General features: G+C 39.3%; 15 protein-coding genes. 10 read left to right on the top strand and 5 right to left on the bottom strand.

Going from position 1 to position 17,048, the window contains the following annotated elements; all coding sequences use genetic code 11:
- Positions 1 to 10 precede the first annotated feature (10 nt).
- The 7 genes from AC3IT7_RS07515 to AC3IT7_RS07485 all read left to right on the top strand — a co-directional run bounded on the left by AC3IT7_RS07515 (position 11) and on the right by AC3IT7_RS07485 (position 6,870).
- The gene (locus tag AC3IT7_RS07515) at positions 11 to 1,021 is read left to right on the top strand and encodes an NAD-dependent epimerase/dehydratase family protein (RefSeq protein WP_489248011.1); all 1,011 of its coding nucleotides are present in this window, start codon (positions 11 to 13) and stop codon (positions 1,019 to 1,021) included.
- 136 nt (positions 1,022 to 1,157) lie between these two features.
- Positions 1,158 to 2,552, top strand: coding sequence for a class II fumarate hydratase (gene fumC, locus AC3IT7_RS07510; protein ID WP_475653691.1), 1,395 nt, complete (start codon positions 1,158 to 1,160; stop codon positions 2,550 to 2,552).
- A 126-nt stretch (positions 2,553 to 2,678) separates the two neighbouring features.
- Positions 2,679 to 3,170: a hypothetical protein gene (locus tag AC3IT7_RS07505; RefSeq protein ID WP_100328659.1), complete on the top strand. Its 492-nt coding sequence runs from the start codon at positions 2,679 to 2,681 to the stop codon at positions 3,168 to 3,170.
- A 440-nt stretch (positions 3,171 to 3,610) separates the two neighbouring features.
- Entirely contained in the window at positions 3,611 to 4,213 is a 603-nt protein-coding gene (locus AC3IT7_RS07500) for a nitroreductase family protein (RefSeq protein WP_489248010.1), read from the top strand.
- Positions 4,214 to 4,340: 127 nt separating this feature from the next.
- Entirely contained in the window at positions 4,341 to 4,703 is a 363-nt protein-coding gene (locus AC3IT7_RS07495) for an immunity protein Imm33 domain-containing protein (protein ID WP_489248009.1), read from the top strand.
- Positions 4,704 to 5,075 (top strand): hypothetical protein, encoded by a 372-nt coding sequence (locus tag AC3IT7_RS07490; protein ID WP_489248008.1) that lies wholly within the window; start codon positions 4,704 to 4,706, stop codon positions 5,073 to 5,075.
- Between the two features lie 1,033 nt (positions 5,076 to 6,108).
- A complete protein-coding gene (locus AC3IT7_RS07485; protein ID WP_489248007.1) occupies positions 6,109 to 6,870 on the top strand; it encodes an alpha/beta fold hydrolase in 762 nt (253 codons plus the stop codon).
- Between the two features lie 15 nt (positions 6,871 to 6,885).
- Here the strand turns inward: AC3IT7_RS07485 and AC3IT7_RS07480 are convergent, their stop codons facing one another.
- The 5 genes from AC3IT7_RS07480 to tssH all read right to left on the bottom strand — a co-directional run bounded on the left by AC3IT7_RS07480 (position 6,886) and on the right by tssH (position 14,019).
- On the bottom strand, positions 6,886 to 7,842 hold the full coding sequence (locus tag AC3IT7_RS07480; protein ID WP_489248006.1) for a M15 family metallopeptidase: 957 nt from the start codon (positions 7,840 to 7,842) through the stop codon (positions 6,886 to 6,888).
- Between the two features lie 166 nt (positions 7,843 to 8,008).
- Entirely contained in the window at positions 8,009 to 8,821 is an 813-nt protein-coding gene (gene icmH, locus AC3IT7_RS07475) for a type IVB secretion system protein IcmH/DotU (RefSeq protein ID WP_489248005.1), read from the bottom strand.
- Between the two features lie 8 nt (positions 8,822 to 8,829).
- Positions 8,830 to 10,194 carry a type VI secretion system baseplate subunit TssK gene (tssK, locus tag AC3IT7_RS07470; protein WP_489248004.1) on the bottom strand — a complete coding sequence of 455 codons (1,365 nt, stop codon included), beginning with the start codon at positions 10,192 to 10,194 and terminating at the stop codon, positions 8,830 to 8,832.
- 7 nt (positions 10,195 to 10,201) lie between these two features.
- Complete coding sequence (gene tssA, locus AC3IT7_RS07465; RefSeq protein WP_489248003.1) at positions 10,202 to 11,302, bottom strand: type VI secretion system protein TssA; 1,101 nt, start codon at positions 11,300 to 11,302, stop codon at positions 10,202 to 10,204.
- Between the two features lie 50 nt (positions 11,303 to 11,352).
- Positions 11,353 to 14,019 (bottom strand): type VI secretion system ATPase TssH, encoded by a 2,667-nt coding sequence (tssH, locus tag AC3IT7_RS07460; RefSeq protein WP_489248002.1) that lies wholly within the window; start codon positions 14,017 to 14,019, stop codon positions 11,353 to 11,355.
- Between the two features lie 348 nt (positions 14,020 to 14,367).
- Between tssH and AC3IT7_RS07455 the strand changes: the two genes are divergently transcribed.
- The 3 genes from AC3IT7_RS07455 to tssC are packed head-to-tail and all read left to right on the top strand — an operon-like array spanning position 14,368 to position 17,028.
- A complete protein-coding gene (locus tag AC3IT7_RS07455; RefSeq protein WP_489248001.1) occupies positions 14,368 to 15,030 on the top strand; it encodes a hypothetical protein in 663 nt (220 codons plus the stop codon).
- A 14-nt stretch (positions 15,031 to 15,044) separates the two neighbouring features.
- Positions 15,045 to 15,554 carry a type VI secretion system contractile sheath small subunit gene (gene tssB, locus AC3IT7_RS07450; protein WP_489248000.1) on the top strand — a complete coding sequence of 170 codons (510 nt, stop codon included), beginning with the start codon at positions 15,045 to 15,047 and terminating at the stop codon, positions 15,552 to 15,554.
- Positions 15,541 to 17,028: a type VI secretion system contractile sheath large subunit gene (gene tssC / locus AC3IT7_RS07445; protein WP_489247999.1), complete on the top strand. Its 1,488-nt coding sequence runs from the start codon at positions 15,541 to 15,543 to the stop codon at positions 17,026 to 17,028. The genes tssB and tssC overlap by 14 nt, the downstream gene beginning before the upstream one ends.
- The last annotated feature ends 20 nt before the right edge of the window (positions 17,029 to 17,048 follow it).

Raw genomic sequence — 17,048 nt, 5'->3', positions numbered from 1 at the left:
GTAGTATACAATGATTTTAGTGACGGGTGGATTAGGCTTTTTAGGCTCACATATTGCTTTAAGTCTGTTAGCACAAGGATTAGAGGTCATTGTGGTCGATAATTTGGCCAATGCCAATTTGCAGACGCTGGAGCGACTTGAATATATTTCCGGCATGTATGTGCCTTTTATTAAAATTGATATTCGCAATACACCGGCATTAAACAAAGTTTTTGAACAGCATTCAATTCAGGCTGTAGTACATACGGCAAGTTTTAAGTCGCTAGAAGAATCAGTGTTAAAACCACTTGAATATTATAATGATAATGTCAGTTGTATCATGAGTTTGATGCGCGCCATGCAACGTACCGGTGTACGGCATCTGGTGCATTTATCCAGTCTGGCAGTCTATGGGCAATCTGCGACGGATTTAAGCGAAGATACATCTTTTAATTTTACTTATCCGAATCCTTATATTAAATCGCAACAGATGGTTGAGGAAATCATCCGGGATACCGCTAAAACTGATAATGAATGGAGAATTGCAATTCTGCGTCTGTCCAATATTGCCGGTGCCTTTGAGCATGGTGTGCTCGGCGAGGCGGTGCCACCTTTACCGAAAAATATTGTGCCTCTGGCAATGCAGGTCGCTGCAGAGCAACGCGAATATCTTGAATTACGCCGTCAGGCCCATACTACGGATGGCACAGTAGAACGCAGTTTTCTACACGTGGCAGATGGTTGTGATGCAGTCATCAAAGCCTTGCAATGGCTATCACAACAGCAGGATTTAAAATGCGAAGCCTTTAATATCGCAGGCACACTGATTTCCATACAGAGTTTGCTGGATCAGCTGGCTGAAGTCACCCAGTCCGCCATTCAAACAGTCGATGCATTGCCTTATCCGCATGCCGAACTTGAGCAGCTCGGCGCAAATATTGAAAAGGCACAGCATATCCTGCACTGGCAACCACAGCGCTCAATAAGAAAGATGCTTGAGGATGAATGGCTGTTTTATCAGAATACCTTGAGAGGACAGTGACTTAGATACTGAGGTAATTTTGATAATAATTATCATTTACATATTTAATAGAATCGATTACTTTTAATCAATCTGGCAAAGTATCAGTATAGATACTTTTTAAATCAGTAACATGTCATAAAAATTGAGGTTAAACATGCAAACACGTATTGAACATGACACCATGGGCGAAGTTGCTGTACCAAGTGAGGCTTTATGGGGCGCACAGACTCAGCGTAGCTTGCAAAACTTCAAGATTGGCAATGAACGACTACCACGGGCAATGATTCGTGCAATGGGGCTGGTAAAAAAAGCCGCGGCCTTAACCAATGCTGAGCTGGACCAGATTCCACAAGAGCTGTCGAGCTATATCGTAGATGCAGCAGACGAAGTGATTAGCGGGCAGTGGGATAGCCAGTTTCCACTGGTGGTCTGGCAGACTGGTTCAGGCACGCAAAGTAATATGAACTGTAATGAGGTGATTGCCAATATTGCCAATCAGAAACTGGGTAATCATTTAGGCGCACAGAAACCGGTTCATCCGAACGATCATGTCAACCGTGCCCAATCTACCAATGACTCTTTTCCGACTGCAATTCATGTGGCAGCGAGTTTGCAGATCAATGAACTGCTCATTCCAGCAGTTAGCCGTCTACGCGATACCTTACATGCAAAATCTTTAGCCTTTGCCGATATTGTTAAAATTGGCCGAACCCATTTACAGGATGCGACGCCATTAACCCTTGGTCAGGAATTTAGTGGCTATGTATCACAGTTGGATCATGCCTTGATTCGCTTACAGCAGGCTTTACTGGGCTTATATGAATTGCCATTGGGCGGAACCGCAGTCGGCACAGGTTTAAATGCCCATCCTGATTATGCAGTTCAGGCCGCAGAAACACTGGAAAAACTGACCGGTCTACCGTTTGTGACTGCTCCGAATAAATTTGAAGCGCTGGCAGGTCGTGATGCTGCAGTATTTGCTTCGGGTGCATTAAAAACCCTTGCTGTTAGCCTAAATAAGATTGCTAATGATATTCGCTGGCTGGCCAGTGGACCTCGTTGTGGTTTTGGAGAGTTGCGTATTCCTGAAAATGAGCCAGGTTCAAGCATCATGCCGGGTAAGGTCAACCCGACCCAAAGTGAAGCCATGACCATGGTGGTGGCACAAGTACTTGGCAATGACACCACCATTAATGTGGCAGGCGCATCAGGTAACTTTGAGCTGAATGTGTTTATGCCAGTGATTGCATACAACCTGTTGCAATCGATTCAGCTTCTAGGTGATGCTTGTAACAGTTTTAATGATCACTGCGCCGTTGGTATTGAGCCGAATCATGAGAAAATTGAACATTTCTTGCATGATTCATTAATGCTGGTCACTGCATTGAACCCGGTGATTGGTTATGAGAATGCAGCCAAGGTTGCGAAAACGGCCTATAAAGAAGGTAAAACCTTAAAACAGGTGGCTGTTGAGCTTGGCCTGGTGACAGCAGAGCAGTTCGATGAGGTGGTAAGACCTGAAAATATGGTTTCGCCGAATGCCAAATAAAGCTGTTAACGCTTTTATTTTCAATCTTTAAGCCTGTTTTATCATGGAATTGTCAGCAGTGGTTTTTATCTCGTGCAGAGTTGCGTACAATAGCACGAGATGAGATTAACCACTGATGATTGTTTTATGCTTGATATTTATTTAACAGATGTTCAAAGAAAGGTGCAATTCAAGGATTATCCAGGTGAGCATCCTGTTAAATTTATTCTGAATTTTAAAAAGATTTTTCCGAGCGTCATGGAACTTCTTTTACCAGTCCTGCCGGATGATGAAAATCTGGAAGAAATGTCTTGGGAATCGACCAGTAGTGATTTTGAGACCTTCCAGATGTTGTTAACCGGCTGGGGCATTATCGAACTGCGCTTAAAGGCGATCACCCAGTTTAAAGATAAGGCATTTGCCGATCGTTTGGTTAAACAAGCCCAGCAGAAACGCAGAGACTATCAAAAACAGCAGGCGAAATTGACGACTGTTGAGCTTGATTATCTGTTTATGCATGAAATGCATGCGCTTATTGATGCAGAACTGGTCGAGCTGGGTGAGAAATTCTATTTACCAACATTGCGTGAGCTGTGGAAAAGTAAAGTTACTTCTCAAGTCTTGAACGCAAAATTTTAATTTAAGTTTAGAGTTTTGATTAAACAAATTAGTCCTCCAGTTTTGGGGGATTAATTTTGTGGGAGAAATAAGATTTTCTTCTTAAAAACATGATTTCTAAAAATAGCCTAAGCAATAAGAGATTTTCAATAAATCAGTATTCACCTTAATTATTTATAAAAATTTATCAGCAATAGGGTGTGATCAATCACTATTTCTGCTCAGATACTCCTCTAACGCCAGTAAGTTTAACAATTGTTCAAAAAATAGATGAACCAAACCATTTTTAGCTTAAAATATATAAAAATATCAAATAAATATCCTGGTAATTCAGGTCATTATTTTTTAAGGTAGATGGACTTTATGCTTAGATAAAGTAAAAGCTAGATTGATTAGCTTTCCTTCACAAAAATAGTTGAAGGTTCAAATTTTCCCGATGATATATCCCAGGATTTTAGAAAATGTCGAATCAGTTTTTAGATTTAATTACTAAACGCCGTACTATTTATGCTATTGGCAAGAATGTAGAACAATCTCCTGAGTATTTAAGCGATTTGATTCAAACTGCGATCAAGCAAAGCCCATCGTCTTTTAATTCCCAGTCTTCACGCGCCGTGATTTTATTCAATGCAGAACATGAAAAGTTTTGGGGTATCGTTGCAGATAAATTAACAAGCTATGCCAAAGACGAAGAGAGCGCTGCAAAAACAACTGCTAAAATGGGCAGCTTTGCTGCTGGTGTAGGCACCGTACTATTTTTTGAAGATCAAACCGTAGTACAAGCTTTGCAGCAACAATTTCCGTCTTATGCTGATAATTTCCCAATCTGGGCAGAACATTCTACGGCAATTGCGCAATTTGCAACGTGGACGGCATTACATACAGAAGGTCTGGGCGCATCCTTGCAGCATTATAATCCGATTGTAGATGAGCAGGTACATGCTGAGTGGGAGATTCCAGCCAACTGGAAGCTTCGCGCACAGCTGGTCTTTGGTTCAATAGAAGGCGAGCCACGTGCCAAAGATTATCTTGCAGACGAAGAGCGTTTTAAAATCTTCAAATAAGCTTTAATTTATATCTGCTCTTAAATTGGTTAAGAGCAGATATTTTAAGATCTCGATGAAATCTGCATCAGCATCGCTAAAATTCAGTTAAAATAGCGTGCTAATGCAAATGAATGAGTAATATAGAATGTCGAAAAACGCGCAAAACCTGTCACCTTTACAAGAACTGATTGCAGAGCAAAAACTACTCTGTGAAGAAGTCGGTTCGGCTTATGTTGAAGTCAGCGGTGATGATGTTGTTGCGGTGGCCGTACATACCTTAAAGCAGGATCCGATAGTCGGTATTCGTAAAAAGCCCGAGACAGCGGAAAATATCAGCTGGTACATTTATGGTGGAGAGCCTTCTAGTGAAGATGCTTTTGAAACCATGACCGTACGTGAATTACAAGATATTGCACCTGAAGTTTTACCGTATCTGGCGCTAGAAACAGGTTATCGCTTCATGATTGATGCGGATGATTATGAAGATGTCTGGAAAGAAGAATTCTAAATGCTAAAACCATCAGCTTTGATCTGTGCAGGATTGAGTGTAGTGTTACTGAGTAGCACGGTATCTGCAGCGCCGCTTTCCCAAAGTGCCTATGATCAGTTTATTTCAGAACAGACTAAAATCGTGAATGAAACCAAGCACATTTTAGATGAAGATGATCAAAAAGCTGATGCCCAAACGCAACGTCAGGCTTTCTGTAATCGACTGAAAGCCTATCAGGATATTCAAAAAGTTTCCGAAGAAAACAGCAGTCTAAATATGGCGTCCACAATGACCATGGTCGCCAAGAGTTTTCTTGAACGTCAGGATCAGAGTTTAACTAAATCTGGCATGACGACAGCGGTATTTTGTAAAAATAGAGAAGTTGAATAGGGCAGCATATAGTCCTATTTTCATAATTCCCCCATGCGGGTTTTATAAAAAAAGAATATTTCCAATATATTAACGACTTCATCTGACTGGAAAAATTGATTATAAAGAGCTTCTTCTACTCAATTTAATTAGAATTATTAAACAGTTTATTCTATTAATATAAACTTTCTCGGGAATATATTTGACATTATTAAATAATGATAAGTATAGATTAACAGTATAATTTTGATGTAATTTCCAATAATTACAGATACGAGTCATTTTAACTCAGTTTTAAATTCTTCCTCACAGGTCTGTATAAAGCTTTTTAGACAGATTTTTGGCAACAGGGTAGCGCCGTCAGCATACATACAGTTGATCTAAGATACATTATAAAGTTTGAGATTAAAGTTAATTTACTGCTATTCCTTTTGAAATTAAAATTTGTGCTCACGCTAAATAGCCTAAGCAAAGTAGTATTACTTATTATGAAAAAACTCTCATTAAAAAATCCCCAAAAGAAAAGAGAAGGGGAGTCTTAAATAGCGATTCATATTCACTCAATATTGTTTAAAAAAAACAGGCTGGAATTTTTAAAATTTACCTGTTCCAAGTGCCTATACCAGAAAATAAGAATCAGGCCTGTTTTTTTGGTTTTGAGAAATAATTAGCTTGATGAATGAATCTAGATTCAAACTCTTGAATAAAAAGAGATCTCATAGCGGAAAGACTGAAATAAATAATAGCCTTTTTTATCAATTATTTTTGTTAATTACTCTCAAGGAAATTTCTTTTTTTGTGAGAAGTTTAAGACATAGCACTTTTTCTCCCTAAGTTGAAAAAGGACTTTTAAGATCCATCTGAATATCAATACAGAGAACTCATTTCTATCACTCATTTAATGATGGAAACTAAAAGACCCATTTAGCCTAAGCAATTTAAACTCACCTATAAATAGCCTAAGCAAAATTTATATTTGAAAATTTGGCAATTGATTAATTCTCAATATAAATCCAATATAAATACCTAAATTAAGAAATCACGGAATTCTCAAATGATCCTCAATTATCAACTACAACACCATGAAAACTCAGTACTATCTCCAATAGTGTTTATTCACGGTCTATTCGGTAGTTTAAGTAATTTGGGAATCTTGGCTCGACATTTTTCTGAGTTTAGAACAGTAATTCAAATTGATGTACGTAATCATGGACTTTCTGGCCATAGCACAGATTTAAATTATCAACTCATGGCAGAGGATGTACTGGAAACTTTGTCCAGTTTAAATATTCAAAAATTTATTGTCGTGGGACATTCTATGGGTGGAAAAATCGCCATGAAGCTCGCAGACTTAGCTCGTACACAAGTTGAAAAGTTAGTTGTACTGGATATTACACCGATTCAATATCACGAAAATCATCATGCAGATATTTTCAAAGCTTTATTTGCCGTACAGCAAGCTGAGCTGAGCTCACGTATTGATGCAGCAAAAATCATGCGTGAATATATCCAAGAAGAAATGGTCATTCAATTTCTGCTCAAATCCTTCAATAAAGGGCATTGGTTATTTAATGTCCAGAGTTTATTTGATCACTATTCAGATATTCTGGCTTGGGAAAAACTTAAAAAAATTGATTTGCCGACCCTATTCCTGCGTGGTGGCCATTCTTTTTATATATCAAAACCTGAACACTTTGAGGCTATTACTAAACAATTTTCTCAGGCAAAAATAGAAGTCATTGAAAATGCAGGGCACTGGTTACATGGAGAAAAACCTGATGAAGTGATTAAACACATGCAAGATTTTCTGGATTAAGGCATAAGTTTATTTCTAAGGCTGAAATGTATGAGCTTTTAATTGGCCCTCATGAATCAGTTGATGCGCCATTTCAGCAGTTTTCTTTAAACCGGGCATACGATACTCTGTGTGTCCAAAATCTTTAATCGATTTCCAGCGTCCACCCCAAGTCAAACCCACTGATTCAGCAACTTGACCATATAACTCATAACCGCGCATTGCCCAGGGATCACGTTCTGTAATCACGACTTTGCCATGGCGTTTAAAAGCAATATCTGCAGCCAGTCCAAATTGATGATAACTTTGAAAGCCTTTGGCTCTGGTAATATTACTATTGGTGGCTAAAGAATTTTGCCGTTCTGGACTGCGGTAACCTTCAAGTAAAACCAGCTCATAATCATGCTGTTCTTTCATGATTTTAAATACCATCAGTAAACGCTGTTTAAACCGTGGATTCATCTTGTCCCATTTACGGTCTGCTGCACTGAGATCTGAATGCATATGCATTGCTGGTGTATGAATATCTTCAGTATTCAGATTAAAACGTTGCGCTGAAATAACAGGATGATCTGAAAAGTGTTCTTTTTGAAGTGCTTCAATAATAAGGGAGTCAGCGACTTCAGCTGGAGCTGTCAACATTTGCCCATCCAAAAGCGCATAAATCTGTGGGTCAACTTTCCTTAAATATTCGGCTTCGAATTTACTGGCAGTCAATGGCTTGGTAAAAGCGAGCATTAAAATGCTGCCAAATAATGTGAATCCGGCAATTAAAATCCACCATTGCTGCAAATACCAATAGGACTGGATATGCTCAGGCGAAGCTGCCTGATGAAATCGTTGGGCAAATTGTTTTAGTCGAGCGAATTGATCTTTACTGTTCTGAATGACTCTTAGCAAAACCGCCTGCATTTTAAACCTTATTTCATAAGATAACAGGGCCAACATGGTCAGACTCAATAGCGTAAAGCTGCTCAATATAATCAAGATCATGCTTAAATACTGGATTTAATTTTGCTTCAATCAAAGCTCTTTCTTAACTAAGCTCAGTCGTGCGACGGCGTAATTTGTTGCAATGATTTTATTAATTTCTTCGAAGAAAAATACTTTTAAGTTTTTATTTTTATAGGGTTTCATAGTTGTAGTCTGAATAATTTAATTAGGGTAAATGAATCGTAATATGGGCTTGTTCAGCAGGAGCACTAATCAGATTCTTATATTGGGAAAAAATAGTGGTCTGTTGTGTCGATAAAGCATATTTAAAAGCTATAAAACTAAATACTGCGAATAAAAATAAAAAAATCAGAATCCAGAAAAATGGTAATTCTCGATGAATTCTATTTTTGATTTGATCGGGAAGCGCTGAAAAAGGAGCAAATGCTGTTTTTTTCACTTTGAGATAATCAAGCTGATCTCCGACTCGAGCCACAAGATTATTTAAATGCTCAATCGATTCAATCCGGTATTTTCCATGAAAACCCAATAATAGGCAGTAATGATAAACTTCCAATACAGCCAGTCGATCCTTGTCTTTATGGCGAATGTTCTCTAGATATTCAAAAAAGCGATAACCGGCCAGTTGCGAACCAAATAAACTTAACTGTAAAGGACTCAGCATCCAGGAATTCTGCAAATCAAAAAAGCGCGTATCCTGTTGTGTAACAATTGTTTCATCCAGCAAAGCACAATAAGCATATTTGGCATCCTGAATATCTTCAGCTGAAAATTGTATGTTACGTGCCTGAATTTCAAACTGGCTCAACATGTGCAGAATTTTTTCACGAAATGAGTCTATATCAGCAGGAATGTAATGATTTTTTAGAAGAAAAATAATATAGAAACCATCATGCAATAAATCCAGCAAACTTGCCCCATATGAGATATTGCTTTCAAACGCTTGCTTTGATGGATAACCCATTTTGATGAGTTTCTCATCAAACATTGCAGGAGAACGATTGGTGATTGTATTCATCTCTAGTTTTATCCATTTATAACCGCAATGAGTTCAATCGTAATATCCTGAAATCCATTCGGGATATAGACGCAAATTGCTTCCGAATCAAGCATGCGCTGATACAGTTCATGATTTGCTTCAATCTCAAAATAATGCACACCGGAGCGTACCGGAATTGCGGTAGGAACCTGCATAAGATGCTGCACTGGTACAGCAGGTAAGGCTGCAATGACACGTTGTTCGACATCAATGCTACTGCCCACCTTAAAACGGATCGGAACATATGCAATCAGTTCATGCGCTGGCATCACACTACTCGACACGGCCAGATATAATCGGGTATTTCTGCTGACCTTATCCGTTTCCAGACTGCCAAGCCAGTAGCATGGACGCGTTTCTTTCAAGCTGATACTGATATAGCGATTCGAGATAATCGTATCGAGTAAATCTCTGAGAATAAGATCTAACTGATTGAAACTTTCATATAAACGATGATGTTGGTACCGTGGAAGTTGATCAATCTCATAAGCAGTGGAAAAGGTGAGTAAAGATCCAGTAAGTCTTAAGAGTTCTGAATATAGCCGTTCGGGATGAATTTGCGGATACTGCAAAATATGATTCAAACTCGCATGTGCAGTATTTAAAGCATTGACCAACCAGAAAGAGACAATATCCCCAGAGCGGAATTCAATTAATTTTTGTTCATTTTCACGGTTATTAGATTGAATCATCTTAATTTTGGCTTGAATGATATTTAAGGTACGTTTCAAGCGATCTAATAAGTATTCACAGGCCAGGATATGTAAAATTGGAGGAATAAACTTTTGATTAAAAATAAAACTTCCTGAACTTTGCCTCTTGATCTGAGCAATCGGAATATATAGATAGCCATCCAGCTGTTGTTGAGGTTCTTGTCCGGCTTCAAACAGCTTAAATTCAGCGCGACGGCGTAATAAGGTGATTTCCGCAGTCGTGGCATCGGTAAACAAATCATGAGTTGAAATTAGCAGTGAGTGATAACGGCTGGCCTGAGTACTTTCAGTATGACTTACATTTTGTTTATTGGGCTGTACCATCGGTAAAGCTAAATAAATCTGCATCTCTCCATTCAGGTTCAAAGTATCCAGCTGTACCGGTTCAGGCAATAAATCCTGTGCCGGTGCCTGATAAATTTCACCATCCTGCCAGATCATTTCAATTTTACTTAATGCCAGTATATGCATCTTAAATTGTGCTTCATCAAACTGAAGAGACTGAATTCCGTAAGCAAAAGGAAAGGTCGCACGAATCATATGACTCAAGCGTTGCTCATGATAAGCATCTTGTAATTGAAAATGTTGTGGTCTTAAAAAAAGGCCTTCGCCCCACAGTACTTTTTCTGCTCTGAACATTTAATTTTTACCACTCATTATCAGATTCGTTGTTGCCATGCACACCCAGTAATTCATGTACATTTTCTATCGGATTCTCGTTTTTGATCACTTGCGCCAGCCATTTATGTAATGGCATCTGACTCCACTGAATGGTTTTTTGCAGCATATAACTGACTGGGCTATGCGGCTCATGAGTCCGGAAATATTCCGCAATTTCTTTTAATAACTGCATGGCTTGTTGACGGTTGGCCAGATGATTTTGAGCCTGAGGCTGGAAATTTTGCAGATCAGAATTTGAATGCAGTACATTTAGCTTTCTTGCTTCAGAATTCTGGGAGGTGGATGAATCCACCGGATCTAACAGTATTTCGGATAAAGTATCTTTTTTATAGATTCGTTTAATACTGGAAAGAATCAAATCAATTTGAGAATCTGTTGCAGCAAAGCTCGGTGCATCTGAACCTAACAACTGGTCTAAAATAGTTTTAAGTTGCTGCCATTGCATCTGTATCTGTTGAAGAAATTGATCATTCTGATTTAGCTCAGTTTTGGGGGTATTCAGCAACAACTGTTCAAAATATTCCAGATCCTGAACAGGATCACTTTCAGCAACATAATCCTGTTGTTTAAGCTGCAGATTGCGCTGATGTAAGAAAGTTTCATAATCGTTTACACTATAAAAAGGTGGGGTACTAATCAAAGGAACCTGTTTCATCAGCATGGGCAATTGCACAATCAAAACTTGTAATAATCCCAGACGTTGATCGAGATTATCCTCTTCAATCACAGGATGTAATTCAAGCCAGTAATGGTCCAAACTTTTTTGGATTAGTTCCAGTCCCTTAGCAATACCATTAAAACCGTATAAATGGCTCCAAGCTTCAATTAGCCAGGTATATAAGCGCAGATCTTTGGTTTTTTCACATAATAATTCAATGACTTTGTCATTCACAAATTGCCAATCAGCTTGTTTGGGTTCAGTGACCCAGTCACCTTGATCCAGTAGGGGATCATCCCGAGTTCTGGCTTTTTTAATCGCATGAAAATCATGTGAGAATGAACAATCCATGCCACAAGGCTGTGCAGTAGAAATTTCCTGCAATAAATATTCAAATTCCAGAGTCATTTTTATACCAATTATTATATTTATTTGTTTTGAATCATCACATGCATGGACTATGCAGCATCTGCTTTATTAATTTTAGAACGAGATCTTTTTATGGTTTTAATTTTTGGATCCAAGCTATAAAGGATCTCATCATGATCAGCATCGATATGAATCAATTTAGGCAATTTTTCTTCACTCATGGCAGTCAGGATTTCTGTAGCCAAAGTCGGCAATATTGAAGCATTTAAAATATGGTCAATATTACGCGCACCGCTATCAACTTCAGTACAACGGCTAAGTAGCAGTTCGATTAATTGCTCACTATAAGTCACTTGGGTAGCATATTGCTGCTGGATACGCTGGGCAATTTTTCCTAGTTTATGCTGAATAATCTGGATTAACAGCTCATCGTGTAAAGGATAATAAGGTACAACCTGCATACGTCCTAAAAATGCCGGTTTAAATTTCTGATATAAAGATGGTTTTAATTGATCGATTAAGGTCTTGGCATCTGGCCAATTTTCCCTTGGTTGATTTAAACAGGCCTGCATAATGACACTGGAGCCAATATTTGAAGTCAACAGAATGGTGGTATGTTTAAAATCAATTACTCGACCTTCACCATCTTCAAGCGTTCCTTTGTCAAAGACCTGATAAAATAATTCTTGCACGTCGCAATGTGCTTTTTCGATTTCATCCAGTAAAACCACACTATATGGATTACGGCGTACAGCTTCAGTCAAAATACCTCCCTGACCATAACCGACATAACCTGGAGGTGCACCTTTTAAGGAGGAGACGGTATGGGCCTCCTGATATTCCGACATGTTAATCGTGATCAGATGCGTCTCGCCACCATACAGTTCCTGAGCCAAAGCCAGGGCAGTTTCCGTTTTTCCGACACCACTTGGGCCAAGCAGTAAAAATACACCTTGCGGTTTGTTCGGATCATCCAGTTGCGCCTTAGAAGTTTTGATACCTTGAACCAGTTGTTGTAATGCAAAGTCTTGCCCCATCACACGCTGCGACAACTTATCTTGCATCGTCAATATCTGCCGAATCTCATTATTTACCATGTTGCCTAGCGGAATTCCGGTCCAGTCTGAAATGATTTGATTGACGATATGGATATTGACGCGTTCAAAGACTAAGGGATTTTTAGCCTGAATCTGGGTTAAATGTTGACGTAAGACCTTGATTTTATCCTGATGCGCTGCATGCTCTGATTCAAGCTGCAAGGACTTTATTTCCCGAATGAGCTGAAGCTCTTGCTGCCATTGTATTTCGACTCGAGAAATTTCCTGCTCCAGGCTGGAAATTTTTTCTGTTAATTCTATTAAACGTGCCTGATGGATTAAAAGGTCTTGATGCTCTGTATTTAACAGTTGATATTCCAGCTGAGAATTATGCAGCTGTGCTTTCAACTGCTCTAACCTGACAGGTTCTACATTTTGGCTCAAGGCAACCCGTGCTGCTGCCGTGTCCAGAACACTAATGGCTTTATCCGGTAATTGTCGACCACTGATATAACGATGCGAGTTGCGTACCACAGCAATAATCGCCTCATCATCAATTTGCAGCTGAAAATGTCGAGACATGAGTGGAATCATCGCACGTAACATGTCGATAGCGACTTCCTCTGTTGGTTCTTCTACTTTTACCACCTGAAACCGCCGGCTAAGCGCAGCATCTTTTTCAAAATACTGCTTGTACTCAGCCCAAGTTGTGGCTGCAATGGTACGTAGCTCCCCACGGGCCAAAGCTGGTTTGAGCAGGTTGGCCGCATCATTCTGACCAGCTTGACCTCCCGCACCAATCAAGGTATGGGCTTCATCAATAAATAGGATAATAGGATGGCTACATGATTGAACTTCTTGAATGATTTGTTTCAATCGGCTCTCAAATTCGCCTTTCACACTGGCACCTGCCTGTAATAGACCCAGATCCAGTACATGTAGTTGCACATTTTTCAATGCATCAGGCACCTGATGATTCACAATCTTAAGTGCCAGCCCCTCAACGACTGCAGTTTTACCCACTCCTGGCTCGCCAGTAAGAATCGGATTATTCTGACGACGGCGCATCAAAATATCCAGCATTAAGCGGATTTCAAACTCACGCCCAATGACAGGATCAATCTGGCCCAGACGCGCTTTTTTAGTTAAATTTATCGTGTATTGATCAAGGGCTGGAGTTTTATTTGATGCTGGCTGTGGATCATATGCACTTTCTTGAATTGTACTGGAATGACGATAGCTTGGATGCTCAACACTTTGATCACAATACTCTAAAAACTGGTGCTTCATGGTATGAATTGGAAACAACTCAAACAAAGGAGAAGCACGGGTTGCAATCTGGTAGAGATCAGGTGCACTAAGCAAGGCAAGCAGTAAATGTCCACTACGGATCATCGGATTTTGCTCTGCCGACGCCAAAAGCCAGGCTTGTTCCAATACACGAATAATTGATTGTGCAAAGGTAGGGGTACGAAAATTACCTTTTTTCAGTTGCCGAATACTTTGATTAAGATCATCGATCAGATCATCTTGATTAATTTTATATTTCTTCAGCAATAACTTTATATCGTTCAAGTCAGCTTGTTGTAGCAACTCCAAGAAAAAATGCTCAATTTCGATTTCATAATTTTGCTTTTGAATGCAGGAATTCGCCGATTTTTCAAGACATAGGCGTGCATGCTCAGATAACTTTGTAATCAAAATTTTTAAATTACTCATGTTGCTCTCTTTTGAAATATATAGCCTGATATTTTTGGAATTTATTGCTATATAGTTGTTATTATTAAATTTAATTTTTATATTTTTAATTTAATCTATGAGTGATCAGCAGATCTGGACTCACGATTTTTGGCATATTCTACTCAAATCTAATAAAAAGTCTGCATTCATTGATCGGAATTTAATAATTTTTGGAAATTAGATAATTTTTTTAAATAAAACTCATTTTTGTATTGACTTCTTATGAGCATTTTTTGTTAAATCCGCCACACGATTTAAAAATTATAAGAATATAAAAATCATTTTTTAATATTCGAAAATAAAAAACAACAAAAATTGAGGCTCACTTTGAAAAACGATCTAGGTATTATGGCATTAATCATGCTAGGTATGGCACAGGTATGTGCCGCTCAAGCGCATGCAGCAGAATTAAACAGATCATGTATCAAAGCCTATCCACAGGCAAAAAATGATACTGATTCAACTCTGATCGGTTTATATCAACAATTATGTGAAAAATCGGCGAAGAAAAACATTCAGCGACAGCATCAATTAAATACACAGATTGCCAAACGCTATGTCGAGCTAGGTAATAATCTGAAAGCATTAAATTTAATTGAGAGATTACATCAGCAGAATTACCATCATCAGGATTTGACTGATCTTGGTTTTCTGGCAGGTGTCGGAATCTCTGCCCAAAACCTAGAACAGATGCGTAGTAGCGAAGTGCGTGCTTTAAATGACTTCACCTATCCGCAGGCCAGGTCACTGACTGAACAGATTTATCTGGCACAACCGGCACCAGTTTTTTCTGAACCAGTATCCAGTACAGCACTAATTTCCAAGCCAAAACAGGCTAAAATGGGCAAGAATAACTCATTAAAACAAAATGTTAAGCTTAATAAAAACAAAAAGACCAGCAATAGTCCAAAAATGAATACGGCTGTGATCAATACTAAAAACCAACAAAGTATAACGACACATCCATTTGGGTCATTCAAGAATAATTAATAAGGAAAATTATGATGGCTAAGCGTGAAAGTGTACAAAAAAAATTACAACGCATTCGGCCACCGCGTGTGCAACTGACTTACGATGTCGAAGTCGGAGATGGCCGTGAGGTCAAAGAATTGCCCTTTGTAGTTGGGATGCTGGGAGACTTTTCAGCAGCCTCGGAGCTAGAAAAAAGCAAACTTAAAGATAAAAAATTTATCAATGTAGACCTCGAAAACATTGATGAGGTGATGCAGTCCTTAGCACCTCGTGCCAGTTTTCAGGTAGACAATAGCTTGAGCGAAGAGGGCGGTAAAATTTCGGTAAATTTGGTGTTCAATGCCATGGATGATTTCCGGCCAGAACAGGTAGTACAACAGGTAGAGCCTTTGCGAAAACTCGTTGAAGCAAGAGAACGTTTAACTGATTTGCGTAATAAGATTTCTAATAACGAACGACTGGAAGATTTACTGGATGAGGTTTTACAGAATACTGACCAAATTAGAAAAATAAGTATGGAGGCAGAAAATGAATCCTGCTAATGCTGCAACTGCAACTGCAACACAACTTTGTACAGAAAAATATTCGGTTCTGGATTCTATCGTTGAACGTAGTCGAATTGCACGGAGCGAAGAAGAGCATGGTCGTGCTAAAAGCCTGATTGGGGAGCTGGCCAAGGAGGTTATGGCCGGCACGATTGTTGTATCCGAAAATATGACCCTGGCCCTGGATAAACGTATTGCAGAAATTGACGCGTTAATTTCGACTCAACTCAGCAAGATCATGCATCACGAGCAGTTTCAAAAGGTTGAGTCAACTTGGCGAGGACTCTATTATTTCTGTCAGGAAACGCCAGCGCATTCTTTAATCAAGATTCGCATGTTGAATACCACGAAAAAAGAACTGATTAAGGATTTTCAGAGTGCCACAGATTTTGATCAAAGTACCTTATTTAAAAAAATCTATGAAGAAGAATATGGTTCTTTTGGTGGAGCACCTTATGCCACTTTAATTGGCGACTTTGAATTTGATCGAACACCTTCGGACCTGTATCTGCTCGAGCAGATTTCACATGTGGCAGCAGCGGCACATGCACCATTTATCTCTGCTGCCAGTCCTGCCATGTTTGGACTGGAATCCTTTACCGATATCGATCGTCCACGTGATGTATCTAAAATTTTTGAAACAGCTGAATATGTACAGTGGCGCTCATTCCGAGAAAGTGATGATGCCCGCTACGTGGCATTGACAATTCCACGAGTATTGGGACGTTTACCTTATCACCCTAAAGAAGGTAATGTGACAGCAGGCTTTAACTATGTAGAAGAAGTTTCAGGTGAAAATCACAATGAATACCTCTGGATGAATGCTGCTTATGCTTTGGGTACACGTTTAAGCAATGCCTTTGATCTACATGGCTGGTGTGCGGCAATTCGTGGGGTTGAAGGCGGGGGACTGGTGGAAGGTCTACCGGTGCATACTTTTAAAACCCATGACGGGGACGTTGTCTTTAAATGTCCAACTGAAATTGCCATTACCGACCGTCGTGAAAAAGAACTCAGTGATCTCGGGTTTATTCCCTTGGTACATTGTAAGAATACTGATTATGCTGCATTTTTCGGCGCCCAATCGACTCAAAAACCGAAAAAATATGCAAATGATCTTGCCAATGCCAACTCTGCATTATCAAGTCAAATACAATACATTATGGCCGTTTCACGAATCGCCCATTATTTAAAAGCCATGATGCGTGACAAGGTAGGAAGCTTCGTATCTGCAGAAAATGTCGAAGCATTTTTAAATGATTGGTTATCTCAATATGTGTTGCTGGATGACGGTGCTTCACAGGAAGCCAAAGCACAGTATCCACTACGTGAAGCTTCTATCAAAGTTGTAGAAAATCCGGCTAAACCTGGACACTACAAGTCTGTGGTCTTCTTGAGACCGCATTTTCAGTTAGACGAGTTGTCTGTATCTTTGCGACTGGTCACTGAGTTGCCGCAGTCGGGTAATTAAAGCTGTCGGTAAAATTATAA

Source organism: Acinetobacter sp. KH_038 (genome assembly GCF_057839405.1).
The sequence above is the reverse complement of the archived record's forward strand: the minus strand, read 5'-3'. Positions and strand labels throughout refer to the sequence as shown.